The 19,894-nt window shown below is 67.9% G+C and carries 16 protein-coding genes and 1 pseudogene; 5 read left to right on the top strand and 12 right to left on the bottom strand.

The genetic code is table 11. The annotated features are described in order from the left end of the window. Positions 1 to 50: 50 nt before the first annotated feature. The 6 genes from CTP10_RS24090 to CTP10_RS24065 form a co-directional block, all read right to left on the bottom strand. Positions 51 to 1,349, bottom strand: a complete 1,299-nt coding sequence (locus tag CTP10_RS24090) for a CaiB/BaiF CoA transferase family protein (RefSeq protein ID WP_116322713.1) — start codon at positions 1,347 to 1,349, stop codon at positions 51 to 53. 84 nt (positions 1,350 to 1,433) lie between these two features. Beyond that, complete coding sequence (locus CTP10_RS24085) at positions 1,434 to 2,591, bottom strand: acyl-CoA dehydrogenase family protein (RefSeq protein ID WP_116322712.1); 1,158 nt, start codon at positions 2,589 to 2,591, stop codon at positions 1,434 to 1,436. Between the two features lie 93 nt (positions 2,592 to 2,684). Continuing rightward, the gene (locus CTP10_RS24080; RefSeq protein WP_199414698.1) at positions 2,685 to 3,671 is read right to left on the bottom strand and encodes a Bug family tripartite tricarboxylate transporter substrate binding protein; all 987 of its coding nucleotides are present in this window, start codon (positions 3,669 to 3,671) and stop codon (positions 2,685 to 2,687) included. Positions 3,672 to 3,806: 135 nt separating this feature from the next. Next, entirely contained in the window at positions 3,807 to 5,015 is a 1,209-nt protein-coding gene (locus CTP10_RS24075) for an acetyl-CoA C-acetyltransferase (RefSeq protein WP_116322710.1), read from the bottom strand. 46 nt (positions 5,016 to 5,061) lie between these two features. Continuing rightward, a complete protein-coding gene (locus CTP10_RS24070; protein ID WP_116322709.1) occupies positions 5,062 to 6,378 on the bottom strand; it encodes an acetyl-CoA hydrolase/transferase family protein in 1,317 nt (438 codons plus the stop codon). A 23-nt stretch (positions 6,379 to 6,401) separates the two neighbouring features. Further along, complete coding sequence (locus tag CTP10_RS24065; protein ID WP_116322708.1) at positions 6,402 to 7,295, bottom strand: MaoC family dehydratase; 894 nt, start codon at positions 7,293 to 7,295, stop codon at positions 6,402 to 6,404. A 299-nt stretch (positions 7,296 to 7,594) separates the two neighbouring features. Between CTP10_RS24065 and CTP10_RS24060 the strand changes: the two genes are divergently transcribed. Then, a complete protein-coding gene (locus tag CTP10_RS24060; protein ID WP_116322707.1) occupies positions 7,595 to 8,761 on the top strand; it encodes an acyl-CoA dehydrogenase family protein in 1,167 nt (388 codons plus the stop codon). 110 nt (positions 8,762 to 8,871) lie between these two features. Here the strand turns inward: CTP10_RS24060 and CTP10_RS41290 are convergent. The 4 genes and pseudogenes from CTP10_RS41290 to CTP10_RS24040 form a co-directional block, all read right to left on the bottom strand. Further along, positions 8,872 to 8,979 (bottom strand): annotated as a pseudogene (locus CTP10_RS41290) (aldehyde dehydrogenase family protein); the annotation flags it as partial. Further along, positions 8,979 to 10,478, bottom strand: a complete 1,500-nt coding sequence (locus CTP10_RS24050) for an aldehyde dehydrogenase family protein (RefSeq protein ID WP_116322705.1) — start codon at positions 10,476 to 10,478, stop codon at positions 8,979 to 8,981. The pseudogene CTP10_RS41290 and the gene CTP10_RS24050, both read right to left, overlap by 1 nt. Positions 10,479 to 10,823: 345 nt before the next feature. Then, the gene (locus tag CTP10_RS24045; RefSeq protein WP_233528352.1) at positions 10,824 to 11,738 is read right to left on the bottom strand and encodes an alpha/beta hydrolase; all 915 of its coding nucleotides are present in this window, start codon (positions 11,736 to 11,738) and stop codon (positions 10,824 to 10,826) included. A 57-nt stretch (positions 11,739 to 11,795) separates the two neighbouring features. Continuing rightward, entirely contained in the window at positions 11,796 to 12,716 is a 921-nt protein-coding gene (locus CTP10_RS24040; RefSeq protein WP_116322703.1) for an alpha/beta hydrolase, read from the bottom strand. 175 nt (positions 12,717 to 12,891) lie between these two features. On the opposite strand from CTP10_RS24040, the gene CTP10_RS24035 reads away from it, so the two are divergent. Then, on the top strand, positions 12,892 to 13,854 hold the full coding sequence (locus CTP10_RS24035) for a LysR family transcriptional regulator (protein WP_116322702.1): 963 nt from the start codon (positions 12,892 to 12,894) through the stop codon (positions 13,852 to 13,854). Positions 13,855 to 13,895: 41 nt separating this feature from the next. On the opposite strand, the gene CTP10_RS24030 is transcribed toward CTP10_RS24035, so the two are convergent. Together CTP10_RS24030 and CTP10_RS24025 are read right to left on the bottom strand one after the other, a co-directional pair. Next, a complete protein-coding gene (locus CTP10_RS24030) occupies positions 13,896 to 14,876 on the bottom strand; it encodes an ABC transporter substrate-binding protein (RefSeq protein WP_116322701.1) in 981 nt (326 codons plus the stop codon). 425 nt (positions 14,877 to 15,301) lie between these two features. Beyond that, positions 15,302 to 16,048 carry an IclR family transcriptional regulator gene (locus tag CTP10_RS24025; protein ID WP_116322700.1) on the bottom strand — a complete coding sequence of 249 codons (747 nt, stop codon included), beginning with the start codon at positions 16,046 to 16,048 and terminating at the stop codon, positions 15,302 to 15,304. A 142-nt stretch (positions 16,049 to 16,190) separates the two neighbouring features. Between CTP10_RS24025 and CTP10_RS24020 the strand changes: the two genes are divergently transcribed. From CTP10_RS24020 to CTP10_RS24010, 3 genes are read left to right on the top strand one after another with little or no spacing between them, the layout of a single operon-like run. Next, positions 16,191 to 17,810 (top strand): acyl-CoA carboxylase subunit beta, encoded by a 1,620-nt coding sequence (locus tag CTP10_RS24020; protein ID WP_116322699.1) that lies wholly within the window; start codon positions 16,191 to 16,193, stop codon positions 17,808 to 17,810. Between the two features lie 51 nt (positions 17,811 to 17,861). Then, positions 17,862 to 19,031, top strand: a complete 1,170-nt coding sequence (locus tag CTP10_RS24015; RefSeq protein ID WP_116322698.1) for an acyl-CoA dehydrogenase family protein — start codon at positions 17,862 to 17,864, stop codon at positions 19,029 to 19,031. 15 nt (positions 19,032 to 19,046) lie between these two features. After that, positions 19,047 to 19,892 (top strand): enoyl-CoA hydratase/isomerase family protein, encoded by an 846-nt coding sequence (locus CTP10_RS24010; RefSeq protein WP_116322697.1) that lies wholly within the window; start codon positions 19,047 to 19,049, stop codon positions 19,890 to 19,892. Positions 19,893 to 19,894 lie beyond the last annotated feature (2 nt).

Here is a 19,894-nt window from a genome sequence, read left to right as displayed (position 1 = left end):
GGTCTTCGGGCAACCGTGTGAGGGCCTGGGCGCCTTGTCGTCGTATCGGCTTACACCACGCCCTTGGTGCGCAGCGCCTCCACCTGTTCCGCATCGAGCTTCAGGTAGTCGCGCAGCACCTCCTCGGTGTGCTGGCCCAGCGCCGGCGGGGCATAGCGCAGCGTGGGCGGCGTCTCCGAGAGGCGCAGCGGACTGGCGGCGGTCACTACCCGATTGACGCTCTGGCCGGCGGGCGGCTGCTCGCCCGGATAGCGCGACTGCTCGATGCGCAGGCCGCGCGACTGCACATGCGGGTCGGCGTACGCCTGGGCGATGTTGTTGATCGGGCCGCACGGCACGGAATTGGCTTCGAGCAGCGTGACCCATCCGGCGGTGGTGCGGGTGCGCGTCAGCTCCATCATCATCGCGATCAGCACCTTGCGGTTGTTGACGCGGCCGGTGTTGGTGGCATAGCGCTCATCGCGGGCCCAGTCCACGCCCGCGGCCTCGCAGAAGCGCGCGAACTGGCCGTCGTTGCCGATCGCCAGCAGCATGTTGCCGTCGGCGGTGGGGAAGTCCTGGTAGGGCACCACGCTCGGGTGGATATTGCCCTGGCGGCGGGGCACGTCCTCGGCATTGAGGAAGCCCGCGCCCTGGTTGGCCAGCACCGCCATCGCCACGTCGAGCAGGGCGATGTCGATATGCTGGCCGCGGCCGGTGTAGTGGCGCGCTTCCAGCGCGCTCAGGATCGCGGTGGTGGCGTACATGCCGGTAAACAGGTCGATCACCGCCACGCCCACCTTCATCGGGCCGCCGCCGGGTTCGCTGTCGGCATGGCCGGTGATGCTCATCAGGCCGCTCATGGCCTGGATCAGCAGGTCGTAGCCGGGGCGGGCGGCGTACGGCCCCGTGTGGCCAAAGCCGGTCACCGAGCAATAGACCAGGCGCGGATTGATCGCGCTCAGGCTCTCGTAGTCCAGGCCATAGCGCTTGAGGCCGCCGGTCTTGAAGTTTTCGACCACGACGTCGCTGTGGCGGGCCAGCTCGCGGATCAGTGCCTGGCCTTCCGGCTTAGACATGTCCACGGTGACCGAGCGCTTGTTGCGGTTGGCCGCGGTGAAATAGCTCGCCTGCCGCGTGGGCGCGCCATCCTCGCCCGACAGGAACGGAGGGCCCCAGTGCCGGGTATCGTCGCCTTCGCCGGGCTTTTCGATCTTGATGACATCGGCGCCCATGTCCGCCAGGTTCTGGGTGGACCACGGCCCGGCCAGCACGCGCGACAGGTCGAGCACGCGCAGGTGGCTCAGCGCGCCCGTGCGCGGCGAAGGGGGCGGCAGGTCGGGAAGGGAGTTGGTGGCGGAATCAGTCATGGAAATCGTGGCGGTTGCATCGTTGCTGCCCGGTGCGGGATGTTGCGGGGCGGGCAGCGTGGGGGCATCTCGGCAGCTCGGCCCTCAGGCGCCGCGCGCCTCGCGGATCATGTTGCGGGCGATGATGACCTGCTGGATCTGCGTGGTGCCTTCATACAGGCGGAACAGGCGCACGTCGCGGTAGAAGCGCTCGATGCCGTACTCCGAAATATAGCCGGAACCGCCGAGAATCTGAACCGCGCGGTCGGCCACGCGGCCCACCATCTCGGTGGCGAACATCTTGCAGCATGAGGCTTCGGTGGAAACGTTCTTGCCTTCGTCGCGGCGGCGCGCGGCGTCGATCACCATGCATTCGGCGGCGTAGAGCTCGGCCTGGCTGTCGGCCAGCATGGCCTGGATCAGCTGGAACTCGCAGATCGGCTGGCCGAACTGCTGGCGCTCCAGCGCGTAGTTGAGCGCGTCGCGCAGCACGCGTTTGGCCACGCCCACGCTGACCGCCGAGATGTGGAGCCGGCCCTTGTCCAGCACCTTCATCGCGGTCTTGAAGCCCTGGCCTTCCTTCAGGCCGATCAGGTTGGACGCCGGCACCCGCACGTTCTCGAAGATCACGTCGCAGGTATGCGCGCCTTTCTGGCCCATCTTGACGTCCCGCTTGCCGAAGCTGATGCCCGGCGTCTTCGCGTCGACGATAAAGGCCGAGACCCCGGCCGAGCCCTTGATGTCCGGATTGGTCCGGGCCATCAGCGTAAACATCCCGGCCTGCGGCGCGTTGGTGATGAAGCGCTTGGTGCCGTTGACCACGTAGTGGTCGCCGTCCCTGACGGCAGTGGTGCGCAGCGAGCCCGCATCCGAACCCGCATCCGGCTCGGTCAGCGCGAACGAGGCCAGGATCTCGCCGGTGGCCAGGCGCGGCAGCCAGGCTTGCTGCTGCTCCGGCGTGCCGTCCATCAGGATGCCCTGCGAGCCGATGCCGACGGTGGTGCCCAGCAGCGAGCGGAACGCCGGCGAGGTCTGGCACAGCTCCATGACCACGCGCGCTTCTTCTTCCATGGTCAGTTCCAGGCCGCCGAAGCGCTCGGGGATGGTCATGCCGAACAGGCCCATCTCGCGCATGTCCTGCACGATGTCCTGCGGGATTTCATCGGTTTCGGCAACCAGTGCCTCGGCGGGCACCAGGCGTTCGCGCACGAAGCGCCGCACGCTGTCGAGCAGGGCTTCCAGGGTGTCGTTATCGCGGATCATGTCGGGGTTTCCTCAGTGTCGGGTCGGTGCGGGGGCGAGTGGGAGGCAATGTGCGCGGCATGTGGGGGGCAATGTGCGGGACGAGAAGGAGGCTCAGTCCAGCGTCACGCCCTTGAGCACGCCGGCCCACTGCGTGCGCTCGCGCGCGGCGGTGTTGACGACGTCCTGCGTGGTGCCGCTCCACTGCTCGTAGCCCAGTTCGGCGTAGCGCTTCTTGAGTTCGGCATCGTCCACGGCCTGCCGCACCGCGGTCGCCAGCTTCTGCGTCAGTTCCGGCGCCAGCCCCTTGGGCGCGTAGATGGCATACCAGCCACCGGCCTCGTAGTCTTTCAGCGCTGGAATGCCGGCTTCGCGGAAGGTCGGCACGTTGGGCAGCGACGGATTGCGCCTGGGCGAACCCACGGCGATGGGCTTGACCTTGCCGCTCTGCACATAGCCGCTGGCGGTGCTGATGATGTCGAACATCATGTCGATCTGGCCGCCGATGGTGTCGGTCATGGCAGGGGCATTGCCCTTGTACGGGATGTGGTTCAGATCGACCTGCGCCTGCCGCGCGAACAGCGCCATGGCGACGTGGTTGGAGCTGCCCACGCCGGAGGAGCCGTAGCTGAGCTTGTCCGGATGGGCCTTGGCGTACGCCACCAGTTCCTGCGTGGTCTTGAACGGCTCCTTCGTGTTGGCCACCAGCATGTTGTAGTAGCGCGCCACCGGGGCCACCGGCGTCAGGTCGCGGGCCGGGTCAAAGGGCAGGCTCTTCATGATGTTCGGCGCCACCGTCAGCGCGGCGCTGGCGGCAAACCACAGCGTGGCGCCGTCCGCCTTGGCGCGCACCACTTCATACCCGGCCAGCGTGGCATTGGCGCCGGGCTTGTTGTCGACGATGACGGTGGTGTTGAGCGTCTTGCCCAGCGCTACGGCAAAGAGCCGCGCGGCCTGGTCCGCGGGCCCGCCCGCGGCATAGCCGACCACGAGGCGGACCGGCTGGCCATTGCCCTGCGCGGCGGCAGGGCCGCTGGCCAGGGTTGCGGCGCACAGGGCCAGTCCGGACAACAGCAGGTGGCGGCGTGAGGTGGAAATCAAGATACTTCTCCTACGTAATGCGTAATACGTAATGCGGATAATGCAGACAGCCATGCAAGCAGGCAGGCACGGCTCCTCGCTCCCGATGGGGCCGTGCGGTACTGCGGACAGGTAAGGCAGATCGAAAGCGCGCGATCAGCAGCGCTCGAACACCGCGGCGATGCCCTGGCCGCCGCCGATGCACATGGTTTCCAGGCCATAGCGGCCGCCACGGCGCTGCAGTTCGTGCAGCAGCGTGGCCAGGATGCGCACGCCCGTGGCGCCGATCGGGTGGCCCAGCGAGATGCCCGAGCCGTTCACGTTGAGCTTCTGCTCGATCGCGTCCTGGTCGTTCCATTCCCAGCCCTTCAGCACGGCCAGCACCTGGCAGGCAAAGGCTTCGTTCAGTTCCACCAGGTCCATCTGGTCAAGCGTCAGGTTCAGGCGCTTGAGCAGCTTCTTCACCGCCGGCACCGGGCCGATGCCCATGTGCGACGGCTCGCAGCCCGCGGCGGCCCAGCCCACCAGCGTCGCCATCGGGGTCAGGCCCAGTTCGGCCAGCTTGTCTTCGGCCACGATCAGGCAGGCGGCCGAGGCATCGTTCTGCTGGCTGGCGTTGCCGGCCGTGACGGTGCCATTGGGCGTCAGCGCGCGCAGCTTGCCCAGGCTTTCCATCGAGGTGCCGGGACGGAAGCCCTCGTCACGCGCGAACGTGACCGGGTCGCCCTTGCGCTGCGGCACCTGCACCGGCACGATCTCGGCGTCGAAACGGCCCGATTCCCACGCCGCCGCTGCGCGCTCGTGGCTGCGCACGGAGAACGCGTCGGCCTGCTCGCGGCTGATGCCGTAGTCGCGCGCCAGGTTCTCGGCGGTCTCGATCATTCCGGAGATCTTGCCGAAGCGCTCGACCGGCTGCGAACGCTCGCGGCCGCGGTCGAGGCGGTCGTAGAACTTCACGTTGCCCGAGCGCGAGCCCCAGCGCATGTCGGTGGTGTAGTACTCGATATTGCTCATGCTCTCGACGCCGCCGGCGATGACCACGTCGGCAGCGCCGCTCTGCACCATCATCGACGCCGTGACGATGGCCTGCAGGCCGCCGCCGCAGCGGCGGTCCAGCTGCATGCCCGGCACTTCGACCGGCAGGCCAGCCTGCAGCGCGGCCCAGCGGCCCACGCAGGGCACTTCGCTGTTGGCGTAGGACTGGGCAAAGACCACGTCGTCGATGCGGGCGGGGTCGATGCCGCTGCGTTCGACCACGGCGCGCACGGTGGTGGCGGCCAGTTCCTCGACGGACACGGGGCGCAGGCTGCCGCCGAAGGTGCCGACGGGAGTACGGAGGGGGGTGACGATTGCGGCTCGGCGCATGGAAGTCTCCTTGGAAATTCTGTTGGGTAGCGAAGCTGGGGCCCGGTCAGGCCGTGCCCCCGGTGGCAACGAAAACCGCGCCGCACTGGCGCAGCAGGGCGTGGGCCTGGCGCTCCAGGTCTTCCCGGTGTTCCGGCGCGGCGATGTCCAGCATGCGGCGCACGCGCTGCGACAGGGTCTGGCCGCGCAGGTCGGCGACGCCGTATTCGGTGACGATCAGGCCGGCATCCGAGCGCGGCGTGCTGACCGGGCCCGACAGTTGCGCCACGATGCGGCTCGCGCCCTTGGCGGTCGCGGGCAGGGCGACGATGGGCAGGCCACCGCGGCTGCGCGCGGCGCCGCGCAGGAAGTCCACCGCGCCGCCAACCGCGCCGACATAAACGCCAGCCGCCACTTCGGCATTCACCTGGCCGGTCAGGTCAACCTCGATCGCCGAATTGATCGCCGTGAACTTGTCGATGCTGGCCAGCACCTCGGGATGATGCGTGTAGCTGGTCTCGCGCAGCTGGAGCGTCGGGTTGCGGTGGGCCCAGCGGCGCAGGCGCTCGCTGCCCATCAGGATGCCGCCGATGCCAATGCCGGTATCGATGCTCTTGCGCGCATTGGTCAGCACACCGGCCTCGGCCAGCGCGGCAATGCCGTCGCCGACCGCGCCGCTGTGCAGGCCGAGGTCGCGGCGGTCGTGCAGCGCGGCCACCACGGCCTCGGGCAGGTTGCCGATGCCCATCTGCAGCGTTGCGCCATCCTCGACCCAGCCCGCGATATGGCGGGCGATCGCCTGTTCCGCCGGGCCGGGAGCGCTGCGGTCAAGGCTGATCGGCGCATGCGCGGCATCGACCAGCAGGTCGAACTCGTCCGCGGTGAGGTGGCGGCTGCCATAGGTCCATGGCACTTCCGGGTTCACCTCGGCGACAATCACGCGGGCCCGGTCGAGCGCCGCGGGAATGTACTCATGCACCAGGCCCATGCTGTAGCGGCCTTCCTCGTCGGGCGGCGACACCTGTACCAGCACTACGTCGGCGCGCAGCGCGCCGTCGCGGATCAGGCCGGGCAGGTGCGAATAGTGGCTGGGCACGATGTCCAGCACGCCGGCCCTGGCCAGCGCACGGTGCGGGCCGCTGGCGGCGTAGCCGACGAAGTCGATCACGTCGGCCTGCGCCGGCTGCAGCGTGTCGGACTGGCCGATGCCGACAAACACGCTGAGCCTGCCACCTTTAGCGAGCGCGTGACGCTGCCCGACCAGCGCGCGCGTCAGCGTCAGCGGCTCGGCGGTGGCCTGGCCCCACCAGATATGGTCGCCGGGGTGCAGCAGTGCCTGCAGCGCGGCGGCCAGGTTGTTGTTGTCCACGGTTGCGGGATGCATAGGGTGCATAGGGCGCTGCGAACTCAGGCGATCTCGGCCCAGCCGTGGCTGAGCACTACCTTGTCGCGCTCGGCCACGCGGGCACGCACCTGGAAGTGGTTGGGATGGTCCGGCGTGCGCCAGATCTCGGTGACCAGCGTCTCGCCCGGAAACACTGGCGCGGTGAAGCGGATATCCAGCGCGCGCAGGCGGGACGGATCGTGGTCCGCGCACTGGCGCACCAGTGCATGCGCGACCAGCCCGTAGCTGGCCAGGCCGTGCAGGATCGGACGCTCGAAACCGGCTGCCTTGGCGACTGCCGGGTCGGCATGCAGCGGGTTGAAGTCGCCCATCAGGCGATACAGCAGCGCGGCTTCGGGGCGGATCGCCTGGATGTCGGTGAAGTCCGGCGCGCGGTCCTCCGGGGTGGGGCGCAGAGCGGGCAGCGGATCGTCGCTGGGCTGGCCGCCGTCGCGCTGGCTGTAGCCGCCGTCGCCGCGCAGGAAGCTGACCTGCTGCACCGTCGCCAGCAGTTCGCCGTCTGCCGTTTCGAGCCGGCGCTCGGTCACCATGATCGCGCCCTTGCCTTCACCCTTGTCGGTCAGGTGCGTGATGCGGTTATGGCCGACGATGTCGGCGCTGGCCGGCAGCGTACGGTGCAGGCGCATGCGTTGCTCGCCGTGCAGCAGCTTGACCCAGTCGATGCCGGTATCGGCCTCGCGCGCCCAGAAGCCGGGATAGCCCAGCACCACGGCCTGCGACGGCAGCGTGCGCAACCCACCGGCGGCGCCCTCGAACACGAAGGGCAGGGCGGCCGCGTCCAGCGGATCGTTGCCCAGCCCCAGGCTGAGCGCATACAGCATGGTGTCGCGCTCGGTATAGCGCTGGCGTACGGGGGCGAACGGGCGCTGCTTGAGGTGCTGGTAGCTCACTGCCATGTGCGGGTCCTATGTCTTCATCAGGAGATAGCCGTGAGAATGTCGCCAAAGTGGGTTTTGCGCTATTTGACAATGCCAATGGTCGGCTTCGGCGTTTGCGAAAACGGCACCTCGGGCCCGGGATGCCGGCCTTAAGCGCAGTGGAAGGCGCGCTTTCGCAATGGCTGATTGCCCGAGGCGGCGATCGCAGCGACTATTGCGGCCAAGACAGCCTCGGTCGTCCCCATGAGCCATCCGTGGGACCGAAGCGCCGCAAACTCCGTCCGCAATTTCGTCCGTACCTACGCCAACGACGCGCCATGATCGAACAGACCCAATCGAACAACTACCAAGAAATCCGCGACGCCGTGCGCGCGCTTTGCGCCGAATTCCCGGATGAGTACTTCCGCAAAGTCGACGAGCAGCGCGCCTACCCCGAGGCCTTCGTCAACGCACTGACCGCGGCCGGCTGGCTGGCGGCGCTGATCCCGCAGGAATACGGCGGCTCGGGCCTGGGCCTGACCGAAGCCTCGGTCATCATGGAAGAAATCAACCGCAGCGGCGGCAATTCCGGTGCCTGCCACGGCCAGATGTACAACATGGGCACGCTGCTGCGCCACGGCTCCAAGGCGCAGAAGGACAAATACCTGCCGAAGATCGCCTCCGGCGAATGGCGCCTGCAGTCGATGGGCGTGACCGAGCCCACCACCGGCACCGACACCACCAAGATCAAGACCTCGGCGGTCAAGAAGGACGGCCGCTATGTCGTCAACGGCCAGAAGGTGTGGATCAGCCGCGTACAGCACAGCGACTTCATGATCCTGCTGGCGCGCACCACCGCGCTGGCCGACGTGAAGAAGAAAAGCGAAGGCATGTCCATCTTCATGGTGGACCTGCACGAAGCGCAGAAGAAGGGCCTGACCGTGCGGCCGATCCCGAACATGGTCAACCATGAGACCAACGAGCTGTTCTTCGAAGACCTGGAAATCCCCGAGGAAAACCTGATCGGCGAGGAAGGCAAGGGCTTCAAGTACATCCTCGACGGCCTCAACGCCGAGCGCACGCTGATCGCCGCCGAGTGCATCGGGGACGGCTACTGGTTCATGGACCGCGTCACCAAGTACGTCAGCGAGCGCGAAGTCTTCGGCCGCCCGATCGGCCAGAACCAGGGCGTGCAGTTCCCCATCGCCGAGTCCTTCATCGAACTGGAAGCCGCCAACCTGATGCGCTGGAAGGCCTGCGAACTGTTCGACAAGCACGAGCCGATGGGCGCCCAGGCCAACATGGCCAAGTACCTGGCGGCCAAGGCCAGCTGGGAAGCCGGCAACGCCTGCCTGCAGTTCCACGGCGGCTTTGGCTTTGCCTGCGAATACGACGTCGAACGCAAGTTCCGCGAGACGCGCCTGTACCAGGTTGCGCCGATCTCGACCAACCTGATCTATTCGTACGTCGCGGAACACATCCTGGGCCTGCCGCGCTCGTTCTGAGCGGGCAGGGCGGCCGCCGATGCCGCTTCGGGCCGGCGCGCTTGCGCGCCGGCTTGTGCATACCGGCCCTGAGCGCTAACGCTGGCGTTTCAGGTGCCCCGACGCACCAGCGTGTCATTGGCGATGCGCAGCGCATCCTCCGCGGTGTCGAACGGCATGACCGCGGCGACCGGGCCGAAGATTTCCTCGCGGGCGATGGTCATGTCGTTGCTGACGCTTACATCCGCAGCATCACGGCCTTGACCTGGGTGTAGGCGTCGATCGATTCCTGGCCGAACTCGCGGCCCCAGCCGGACTGCTTGTAGCCGCCGAACGGCATGACGGGATCGGACTCGCCGTAGGTGTTGATCCATACGCGGCCGGCCTTCAGTGCACGTACGACCTTGTGGGCGCGGGCAACGTCGCGCGTCCAGACCGCGGCGGACAAGCCGTAGGTGGTGTCGTTGCCCTGGAACACGGCATCGTCTTCGTCGCGGAACGGGATGATCGACAGCACCGGCCCGAAAATCTCTTCCTGCGCGATGCGCATGCCGTTGCGCACGCCGTCGAACACCGTCGGCTCGACGAAGTAGCCGCTGCCTTGCCACGGCTTGCCGCCCAGGCGCAGTGCCGCGCCGTCGGACTGGCCGGCATCGATGCAGGAGCGCACCCGGTCGCGCTGGCGGGCCGAGATCAGCGGCCCCAGCTTCGTGTCTGGCGCAAGCGGATCGCCGACCGTGTAGGTGGCGGCCAGCCGGGTGACGCGCTCGGCAACTTCGTCATGCACGCTCTCGTGGACGAAAAGCCGGGTGCCGGCGGAGCAGACCTGGCCGGAATTGCCGCAGAACGTCTTGACCGCGGCCTGCACCGCCTTGTCCAGGTCGGCATCGGCGAAGATCACGTTGGGCGACTTGCCGCCGAGTTCCAGCGTCACCTTCTTCAGGTTCGAGGTCGAGTCGCGCACGATCTGCTTGCCGATCGCGGTGGAGCCGGTGAAGGCAATCTTGTCCACGTCCGGGTGCAGCGCCAGCGCAGCGCCGGCGGTGGTGCCGAAACCCGGCAGCACGTTGATGACGCCCGGCGGCAGGTCGGCTTCCAGTGCCAGTTCGGCCAGCCGCAGCGACGACAGGCAGGCCAGTTCCGCGGGCTTGAGGACCAGGGTATTGCCGCAGCACAGCGCGTTGGCGAGCTTGATCGACGCCATCAGGATCGGCACGTTCCACGGGATGATCTGCCCGCACACGCCCAGCGGCTCGCGCAGCGTATAGATGAAGGTCTGGGCGTCGGAAGGGATCGTGCTGCCCAGCACCTTGGAACACCAGCCCGCGTAGTAGCGGAAGATATCGGCGGCGTTATTGGCCACGGCGGTGCTGAACCACAAGGGCATGCCGTTGTCGAGGGTCTCGATCGCGGCCAGTTCGTCGGCATGGCGCTCGACCTGGTCGGCGATGCGCAGCAGCGCGCGTGTGCGCGCGTGCGGCGACAGGCCGACCCAAGGGGACTTGTCGAAGGCCTGCCGCGCCGCGGCCACGGCGGCGTCGACATCGGCGCTGTCCGCCTCGGCCACCCGGCACAGCACCGCCTCGGTCGCGGGATTGATGACGTCGAAAGTCTTGCCGGAAGCTGCCTCCACCCAGCGGCCGCCGATCAGCAGGCGCTTGGGGCCGGCGTCGATCCACGCGCGGGCGCGGGAGAGGCCGGTGTCCGGGAGATTTGCGGTAGGGGTGTCAGTGGCCATTCTTGGTTCCTTGTCTGGCGGTGAGGGGGCAATGGCTGGATCCGCATCGGCGCGCCATATGGACGAAAAGGGCGATAAGGTCCATAAGGGCCATAAGAGCGGGGCCATAAGGGGCGATAAGGGGATAGCGGGCCATTTCATCGACGGATGGCCCGCGCGGCAAGCACGTTCACGCATCTGTGCCGTACTTTGGGAAGGCTTTGCCACGAACGCGGGACGAGCGCGATCCTGCCGCGCAGGCTTGCCGCAATCGACTCGAATCCGGGAAAGCTGAAGAGAGGGGCTACGGTGCGCCACACAACTGGCGCACTGCAGCCCCCGGGTTAGGCGGGCGGCGCGGCCCGCTTACAGATGCGACCGGAAGAACGGCGCGAGCTTCGAGATGGCTTCGTCGACGTACTTCGGCACGTCATAGAGGGACATGTGGCTGGCGCCCTCGACCACGTGGAAATGCTTGTCCTGGCTCGCCGCGCGGTGGAACAGGCCGTCGCTCATCCACTTGCTGCCTGCCTCGCTGCCGGCCACGATCTGCAGCGGCTGCGTCAGGAAGACATCGGCCATGCTGTAGGCATCGTAGGTGATGATCTGGTTCAGGCTGCGCGCGGTGGCGAAGCCCGGCGCGGTCGGGTGCCGGGCCCGCGGGGTGTGGTAGTACTCCCAGGCTTCTTCCAGTTCCTGGTTGGGCGCATCTTCCTTGCGCAGCGGCGCCAGCGGAATGGTGACGGTGCCGGCGCCGCCGGCCTCGGTGGTGCGGGCCTGCGAGCCGTGCTCCAGCAGCGAGATGGCGTCGGCTGACTTGACGTTGTTGTCCCAGCCATTGCGGAACATCGAGCCGATATTGACCGCGCTGACCGTGCCGACCGCCTTGATGCGGCGATCGTTGATGGCCGCGTTGGCGGTATAGCCGGCGCCCGCGCAGATGCCCATCGCGCCGATCCGCTCGCGGTCGACGTACGGCAGCGTGGTCAGGTGGTCGATCACCGCGCTGATGTCCTGCGTGCGCACATGGGGGTCTTCCAGCTGGCGCGGCTCGCCGGTGCTTTCGCCCTGGTAGGAGGCATCGAAGGCGATGCTGACGAAGCCCTGCTCGGCCAGCTTGCTGGCATAGAGGCCGGCGGTCTGTTCCTTGACGCCGCCGCCCGGGTGCGTGACGACCACGGCGGGGTATTGCCTGCTGCTGTCAAAGCCGGTGGGGAAGTGGATGATGGCGGCCATGGTGATGTCGGCGCCGTTGCGGTTCTTGAAGCGGATCTTTTCCATGTCGGGTTCCTGCGCTTGCGCTGCGATGGCGGCAGGCTTTGCCGCGCACGTCATGTCTCAGAGGTTTTCCTTGAAGAAGGGCACCACCCTGGCCAGCGCCTGGCGCACCGGCTCGGGCTTGTCGTAGAGGTCGTAGTGCGACCAGCCGGCCACGACTGCCAGTTCCTTCTGTTTCGATGCGGCACGGCCGATGATTTCGCAGCCATCCCGGTACGCGCCGAAGCCGCCGACCTTGTCGCCGACCACCACCAGCAACGGCTGGGTGAGCAGCACTTCGGCAAGGTGGAACGCGTCCCAGCCGACCGCCGCCGCATTGCGCGAATAGCGCGCACTGGTGGCGCCATGCGGCTGCTGGCCGCGCGGGGTCTTGTAGTACTCGGTCGCTTCCAGCACGTCGATGTCGGTGATGCCATGCTGCTTGCCTGCTTCGACCGAGGCCGGCAGAAAGTTGTCGACGCGCGGCTGGGCGCCGCGGACTTCGGCGGTGCGCTGCGTGGCCATGGCTTCCAGTGCCGCGATGGGGTCGTAGCCGCTGAATCCCTCGCGCATCAGGCGGCCAAAATTGACGCCGGTGATCGACGTCACGGCCTTGATGCGGCGCTCGGTCATGGCGACGTTGATGGCGTAGCCGCCGCCACCGCAGATGCCGAGCACACCGATGCGACCTGCATCGACGTAGGGCAGCGTGACCAGGTAATCAACCACCACGCGGAAGTCTTCGACGCGGCGCGTCGGGTCTTCGATGAAGCGCGGCTCGCCGCCGCTGGCGCCCTGGTAGCTTGCATCGAAGGCGATCACGACAAAGCCTTCGCGCGCCAGCGCGGCGCCGTAGACGTTGCCCGCGGTCTGCTCCTTGCAGCTGCCGATCGGGTGCGCGCTGATGATGGCCGGGTATTGCCTGCTTTCGTCGAATCCGGGCGGGAAATGGATATCGGCGGCGATGTCCCAGGTTTGATGCTTGATCTTGACGGTCTTCATTCGGTGTGCCTTGACAGGGGGGAGAGGCCAGGCCCTCCGGCATTCCGGAACCTTTGGGGTCCGGAGCGCGGCGGCCGCGTACGACTGAATGTAGAACCCGGATTGGCGCTAAACAAGCGCATAATTTGGACTATAGTGGTAAGCACAGCTTAACAATTAATCATGGATCCCTGCCATGGACCCTTCCCAGCTGCCATCCCTTGCCTGGTTCGCCCACATCGCCCATCACCGCAGCTTTACCAGGGCAGCGGCCGAAATGGGGGTGTCGCGCGCCGCGTTGTCACAGAACCTGAAAGCGCTGGAGCGGCAACTCGATGTCAGGCTGCTCTACCGGACCACGCGCGACATGTCGCTGACGGAAGCCGGCCAGCGTCTGTTCGACGCACTGCGCCCGGCGCTGCTCACCATCGACAGCGCGGTGCGCAACCTGCATGAGGTGCGCGATGAGCCCACCGGCCTGCTGCGCGTGAACACGTCACGGATCGCCGCAAAGGCACTGGTCGAGCCGCACCTGGGCGAGTTCATGGCGCGCTATCCGCAGCTGCGGCTCGAACTGGTGATGGATGATGGGCTGTCCAACATCATCGCGGACGGCTGCGACGCGGGCATCCGGCTGGGGGAGAGCCTGGCCGGGCACATGGTGGCGGTGCCGATCACGCCCATGCTGGAAATGGCGGTGGCCGCGACACCGGACTACTTCGCGCGGCATGGCAAGCCGGGCGAGCCGGCCGACCTGATCCGCCACAACTGCCTGTGCTACCGCCATGCCTCGAGCGGCGCGATCTTTCGCTGGGAGTTCACGTCACCGACGATCAAGGACCACGACTTCGTGGTGGAGCCCCAGGGCAGCGTGATCACCAACGACGACGACGGCATGATCCGGGCGGCGTTGCAGGGCGTCGGCCTGATCCAGCACATGGAGCTCGCCTTGCGCGAGCATTTGCGGGATGGCACGCTGGTGCGCGTGCTGCAGGCGTGGAGCAAGCCGTTTCCCGGCTTCTACCTGTACGCGCCTTCGCGCGAGCAAATGCCGGCGAAGGTGCGCGCGCTGGTGGATTTCCTGGTGGACAAGCGCGAAGCGCTGGCCGCGCCGGTACCGGCGGCAATGCCAGGCAACAACCGCCGCAAGCGGGCGTGATGCTGCTTGCACGCGTGCGTGCGTGCGTGCGGGCGTGCGGTTCAGGAGGCGATCGGAAAGCCGGTGTCGAAGGTCTGCCGTACGTCGAGCCGTTGCTTGAGCAGGCCCGCTTTCTGGTAGAAGTCCGCGGTGCGCTGCTGTTCGGCGATCAGTTCGGCGTCAATGTTGCGCCATTGCGTGTGGCGCCGCTCGAACTGCAGCCGCGCCGCCTGCGGCGTGATGCCGATAATGCGCGCGAGCGTCGCCGAGAACTCGGGCACGTGCTGGTACGACCACCGCTGCGCGCGCACCACGCGGGCCAGGAAGTCCTGCAGCACGGCGCGCTTGGTCGCCAGCGCCGCATCGGTGGCGGCAAGGTAGCTGAGGCCGGACCACAGCCCGCGCCCGCTGACCAGCACGCGCGCGTGGCCGCTGGTCTCGGCCATCGCGGTGTACGGCTCCCACGTCGCCCAGGCATCGACCGAACCGTTGCTCAAGGCGAGCTTGGTATCCGCGGGCGGCAGGAAGCGGATATTCGCGTCCTCCGGCCTGAGCCCGGCCGACTCCAGCGCCTTCAGCGTGACCAGGTGCCCGATCGAGCCGCGGTTGGTGCCGATGCTCTTGCCCTTGAGATCGGCCGCCTGCCGCAGCGGCGAATCGGGCCGCACCAGGATCGCGGTGCCGAACGGATCGGAGCGGTTGGCGCCGATCAGCTTGATCCGGGTGCCGGCTGCCAGCGCAAAGATTGCCGGACCGTCGCCGATCGGGCCGCTGTCGACGGCGCCGGCGTTCAACGCCTCCGCCAGCGGCGCCGCGGCGGGGAACTCGGTCCATTGGATGTCATAGGCCAGCCCTTCGAGCGCGTTGGCGGATTCGAGCAGCGCGCGCAGCCCGCCTTTCTGGTCGCCGGCTTTCAGCACGGGGCGCCCCTGCGCCTGCGCGTTGCCGCTGGCGAGTGTGGTGAAGGTAAGGATCGGGCCGGAGGCAAGGGCCGCCGTGGCGGCGGCGCCGTGGCGCAGGAACTGGCGTCGTGAAGCGGTCATGGCACTCGCTGGAAACGTGGGAACCCATGACCGTACGCGCGCGGCAGGCGAAATCCAACGAATAAAACCGGCATTCCATATGCGCCTCGGTGGCGGGGTGCGGAATGGCTGGCGCCGGAAAAAAAGGAGCCACGCTCCGACATCGGGGCGTGGCCCGGAATGCCGACCCTCCCTCTGGCCGGCGGGGGAATTTATTGTTCTGGCACCAGGACTGATTCCGCCTTCCCATGAAGGCGGCTCGCCCGGCCGATGCCAGGGCAGCGGGCGCGTTCTTGCGTATCTCTGTTTGCGTCACCATTGAACGCCATAGAGCCGGTGCGTCTCTGTGCGGCCCCTGACAGAGACGCGTTTCAAAACCGAGCTGCGCGGCCGCTCAGTGCGCCACCAGGTCGTGCAGAGCCGCGGTTTGCGCGTCCGCCGCCGCGTCACCCTTGCTGCGCGAACATCGCCACGATGATCCCGCCCATTTCATGCCGGCGCGCCGCCGACATCCGCGACGCAGTCGAGACGATGCTGATGGCCGCATCCGCGCCCATTGCCAGCGGCAAGGCGTAGCCCACGCCGGCCACGCCTTCTGCGCCGGCCAGCGCATAGCCCAGCTTGCGGCTGCGTTCGACGCCGCGCATCAGCTTGAGCAGGCTCAGGCCGCCGGCTTCGTACTCGGCGCGGTGGCGCTCGTAGTGGGCGCGGACGGCCTCGTTGTCCATCTTGGCCAGCAGCGCCATGCTGCCGGTGCCCTGGCCCAGCAGGCGCGAGGTGCCGGTCAGCATGTGGAAGCTCTTGATGCGATGGCTGCCTTCCTCCGTATGCAGGCAATGGCCGTGGTCGCCAATGCGCACGATCAGGAAGACCGCGTCGCCAGTCAGGCGGGCCAGCGCCTTCATCTTGCTGACGAGGGCGCTGTTCGGCGGCGGCCGGTTCATGGCGCGCAGCCCGAGCGCCATTGCGGCGGTGCCGAGGTGATAGCGCTTGCCGGCCGACTCGCGCTCGATATATGCGCCGGCTTCCAGGAAGCGCGCCATGCGATGCGCGGTGGTGCGGTCGATGCCGGCCAGCGCGGCCAGGTCGGGCAGCGCCAGGCCGGCGTCATGGTGTTCAGCCAGCAATTGCAAGAGGGTGAAGGCACGCGCCAGGCTCTGGACGCCGCCGGGGGCGGAGGATTTGGTGGGCATGGCTGGATGCGTCGGCGGAGCGTCGGAAGACACTCCCAGGATAGGAAGATTGTGCACATTATGCACAATCTGAGCGATTGCGGTTGTCGCGCGGGGCGCCGTGGTTTGCAATCCATCCATCACGGAACCACAGGCACCAGCCATGATCCCCATCGAATCCCGCATTGACACGTCCTCCGACGCCTTCGCCAGCCAGCGCGCCGGCATGCAGGCCCTGATCGACCGCCTGCACGGGCTGGAGCAGCGTGCCGTCGCCGCTTCCGAGCGCTCCCGGCCCACCTTCGCCAAGCGCGGCGCGCTGCTGCCGCGCGAGCGCGTCGGCCGCCTGCTCGACCCGGGCGCGCCTTTCCTGCCGCTGTCCACGCTGGCGGGCTTCGGCATGGACGATCCCGACCCGCAGACGTCGATTCCCGGCGGCTCGCTGGTGGCCGGCATCGGCTTCGTGTGCGGCGTGCGCTGCATGGTGCTCGCCACGGATTCCGGCATCGATGCCGGCGCCATGACCGAGGCCGGCAACATGAAGCTGGTGCGCTGCCAGGAAATCGCGCTGGAAAACCGGCTGCCCTTTATCCACCTGGTGGAATCGGCCGGCGCAAACCTGCGCAAGTACCGCGTCGACAAGTTCGTGCGCGGCGGCGCCATCTTCTACAACCTGGCGCGGCTGTCCGCGGCCGGCCTGCCGGTGATCACGGTGGTACACGGCTCGTCCACGGCCGGCGGTGCCTACATGCCCGGCCTGTCCGACTACGTGGTGATGGTGCGCAACCGCGCCCGCGCCTTCCTGGCCGGCCCGCCGCTGCTGAAGGCCGCCACCGGCGAGATCGCCACCGACGAGGAACTGGGCGGCGCCGACCTGCACGCCACCGCCACCGGGCTGGCCGAGTACCTGGCGGAGGATGACGAACACGCCATCGCCACCGCCCGCGACATCGTCGCCAGCCTGGACTGGCCCAAGGTGGAGCCCCAGCCGGCGCAGCCGGCCCGTGCGCCGCGGCTCGACGCGTCGGAACTGGACGGCGTCATGACACTGGACATGAAGCGCCCGGTCGACATGCGCGAGGTGATCGCGCGCATCGTTGACGATTCGGCGTGGCTGCCGTTCAAGCCCGACTACGGCCCGGGCACCGTGTGCGGCCATGCCCGCATCGAAGGCCATACCGTCGGCTTCATCACCAACAACGGTCCGATCGACCCGGCCGGGGCGACCAAGGCCGCGCAGTTCATCCAGCTGTGCAACCAGTCCGGCACGCCGATCGTCTTCCTGCAGAACACCACTGGCTTTATCGTCGGGCGCGCCTCGGAAGAGGCCGGCATGATCAAGCACGGCTCCAAGATGATCCAGGCGCTGTCCAACTCCAAAGTGCCGCAGATTACGCTGTACTGTGGCGCCTCGTTCGGCGCGGGCAACTTCGGCATGTGCGGGCGGGGCTTCAGGCCGCGCTTCTGCTTCTCGTGGCCGAACGCGCGCACGGCGGTGATGGGCGGCGAACAGGCCGCCATGACGCTGGAGATCGTGGCGCGCCAGCAGGCGGCGCGCAAGGGCAAGCCGGTCGACGAGGCGCAACTGGCCGGCCAGACCGCCGAGATCGTCGCCAACTTCGAGCGCCAGGCGAGCGCCTTCGTCACCAGCGGGCTGCTGCTGGACGACGGCGTGATTGATCCGCGCGACACGCGCGCCGTGCTGGCCTTTGTGCTGGCCACCGCGCGCGAGGCGGCGCTGCGCCAGCCGCATGCCATCCAGTTCGGCGTCGGGCGCTTCTGAGCGCCGCCGCCCCACAGACAAACAGAACGCAACGAAATCCAGGAGACCAGCATGCTTTACACCGAAGACCACCGCAACATCATGGACAGCATCCGCCGCTTCGTTTCGGCGGAGATCGATCCCTTCGTCGATGAATGGGAAGCCGCCGAGGTGTTCCCGGCGCACGAGCTGTTCAAGAAGATGGGCGGCCTCGGCTTCCTCGGCATCACCAAGCCGGTGGAGTACGGCGGCATGGGGCTCGACTTCTCCTACGCCGTCGCCGCCGCCGAGGCGCTCGGCTATGCGCGCGCACAAGGCGTCGGCATGGGCGTGGGCGTGCAGACCGACATGGCCACGCCGGCGCTGACCGCGTTCGGCTCGGAAGAACTCAAGCGCAACTACCTGGCACCTGCCATCACCGGCGACATGGTGTGCTCCATCGGCGTGTCCGAGGCGGGCGCCGGCTCCGACGTGGCCTCGCTCAAGACGCGCGCCGTGCGCAACGGCGACGACTATGTCATCTCAGGCTCCAAGATGTGGATCACCAACGGCACCCAGTCGGACTGGATCTGCCTGCTGTGCAACACCTCCGACGGTCCGGTCCACAAGAACAAATCGCTGATCGTGGTGCCGCTCAGGGAAGACGGCAAGCGCGTGCGCGGCGTGGAAGTGCAGAAGATCAGGAAGTTCGGCATGTGGTGCTCGGACACCGCGCAGATCTTCTTCGACGAAGTGCGCGTGCCGGTACGCAACCGCATTGGCGAGGAGGGCATGGGCTTCATCTACCAGATGAAGCAGTTCCAGGAAGAGCGGCTGAACGGCGCGGCGCGCCGGCTGGCCTGCACCGCGCTGATCGAGGAAACCGCCGAGTACCTGCGCCAGCGCGTCGCCTTCGGCAAGCCGCTGCTGGACAACCAGTTCATCCAGTTCAAGCTGGCCGAACTGAAGACCGAGATGGAGGCGCTGCGCGCGCTGGTCTACCTGGCCACCCAGACCTATATCGCAGGCGGCGACGTGGTCGAGCTGGCGTCGATGGCCAAGCTCAAGGCCGGGCGGCTGTCGCGCGAGGTGGCCGACTGGTGCATGCAGTTCCAGGGCGGCATGGGCTACACCTGGGACAACCATGCGTCGCGTGCGTACCGGGATTTCCGCCTGGGCTCGATCGGCGGCGGCGCGGACGAAGTGATGCTGCAGGTCATCGCCAAGCAGATGGGCCTGATGTCGCGCGAGTCCCGCGGCTGACAGGCAGGAACCGCCATGACCGTGCCAACGCAAACCGAACCCGTGATCGTGCGCCGCGCCGGCGGCGTGCTGTTCGCCACCCTCAATATCCCGGCCACGCGCAATGCGCTGGCGCCCGAGGTCGTCGCCGCGCTGGCCGGTGCGGTCGAGCAGGCCGAAGCCGACCCAGAGGTGCGCGCGCTGGTGCTGCGCGGCGCCGGCGGCATGTTCAGCGCCGGCGGCAACGTCGGCAACTTCCAGGCGCGGCTCGATGCCGATGCCAGCCGGGAAGATCCGGTCGCCACCCGCAACCGCCAGTTCGGCTATTTCATGCAGCGGCTGAGCGCGCTGCCGGTGCCGGTCATCGCCGCCGTGGACGGCGCCGCGATGGGCGGCGGCATGGGCCTGGCGTGCGCCGCCGACATCGTGCTGGCCACGCGGGACGCGCGCTTCGCGCTGTCTGAAACCACGCTGGGCATCATCGCCGCGCAGATCGCGCCGTTCGTGGTGCAGCGCATCGGCGCGGCCGCCACGCGCCGCCTGGGCCTCACCGGCGAACGCATCAGCGGCGAGGCCGCGGTGGCGATCGGGCTGGTCGACCAGCTGGCCGCCGACAGCGCCGAGCTGGACGCGCTGGTCGCCGAATGGCTGACGCGCATCGGCCGCTGCGGGCCCAATGCCAACCGCGTGTTCAAGACGCTGGTCAGCCGCTGCGGCCAGGAGCCGGCGGGGCCGCTGCTGGACGAAGCCTCGCGGCTGTTCGCCCAGTGCATGCGCAGCGAGGGTGCAGAAGGCGTCGCGGCCTTCCGCGAGAAGCGCGACGCGAACTGGACGGTGCGCTTCGATGCCGATGCCGTGCGCGGCGCCCAATCGGCGAGCTGACA

Source organism: Cupriavidus sp. P-10 (genome assembly GCF_003402535.2).
Lineage (GTDB): Bacteria > Pseudomonadota > Gammaproteobacteria > Burkholderiales > Burkholderiaceae > Cupriavidus.
Note: the sequence above shows the minus strand (reverse complement) of the source record. Positions and strands in the feature narration are given on the sequence as shown.

Bases quoted from the DNA above. Each gene is read 5' to 3' on its own strand.
- CTP10_RS24050 (WP_116322705.1), bottom strand. From the start codon at position 10,478: ATGGCCACTGACACCCCTACCGCAAATCTCCCGGACACCGGCCTCTCC.
- CTP10_RS24090 (WP_116322713.1), bottom strand. From the start codon at position 1,349: ATGACTGATTCCGCCACCAACTCCCTTCCCGACCTGCCGCCCCCTTCG.
- CTP10_RS24025 (WP_116322700.1), bottom strand. From the start codon at position 16,048: ATGCCCACCAAATCCTCCGCCCCCGGCGGCGTCCAGAGCCTGGCGCGT.
- CTP10_RS24035 (WP_116322702.1), top strand. From the start codon at position 12,892: ATGGACCCTTCCCAGCTGCCATCCCTTGCCTGGTTCGCCCACATCGCC.
- CTP10_RS24040 (WP_116322703.1), bottom strand. From the start codon at position 12,716: ATGAAGACCGTCAAGATCAAGCATCAAACCTGGGACATCGCCGCCGAT.
- CTP10_RS24020 (WP_116322699.1), top strand. From the start codon at position 16,191: ATGATCCCCATCGAATCCCGCATTGACACGTCCTCCGACGCCTTCGCC.
- CTP10_RS24070 (WP_116322709.1), bottom strand. From the start codon at position 6,378: ATGCATCCCGCAACCGTGGACAACAACAACCTGGCCGCCGCGCTGCAG.
- CTP10_RS24030 (WP_116322701.1), bottom strand. From the start codon at position 14,876: ATGACCGCTTCACGACGCCAGTTCCTGCGCCACGGCGCCGCCGCCACG.
- CTP10_RS24045 (WP_233528352.1), bottom strand. From the start codon at position 11,738: ATGGAAAAGATCCGCTTCAAGAACCGCAACGGCGCCGACATCACCATG.
- CTP10_RS24060 (WP_116322707.1), top strand. From the start codon at position 7,595: ATGATCGAACAGACCCAATCGAACAACTACCAAGAAATCCGCGACGCC.
- CTP10_RS24065 (WP_116322708.1), bottom strand. From the start codon at position 7,295: ATGGCAGTGAGCTACCAGCACCTCAAGCAGCGCCCGTTCGCCCCCGTA.
- CTP10_RS24015 (WP_116322698.1), top strand. From the start codon at position 17,862: ATGCTTTACACCGAAGACCACCGCAACATCATGGACAGCATCCGCCGC.
- CTP10_RS24085 (WP_116322712.1), bottom strand. From the start codon at position 2,591: ATGATCCGCGATAACGACACCCTGGAAGCCCTGCTCGACAGCGTGCGG.
- CTP10_RS24075 (WP_116322710.1), bottom strand. From the start codon at position 5,015: ATGCGCCGAGCCGCAATCGTCACCCCCCTCCGTACTCCCGTCGGCACC.
- CTP10_RS24010 (WP_116322697.1), top strand. From the start codon at position 19,047: ATGACCGTGCCAACGCAAACCGAACCCGTGATCGTGCGCCGCGCCGGC.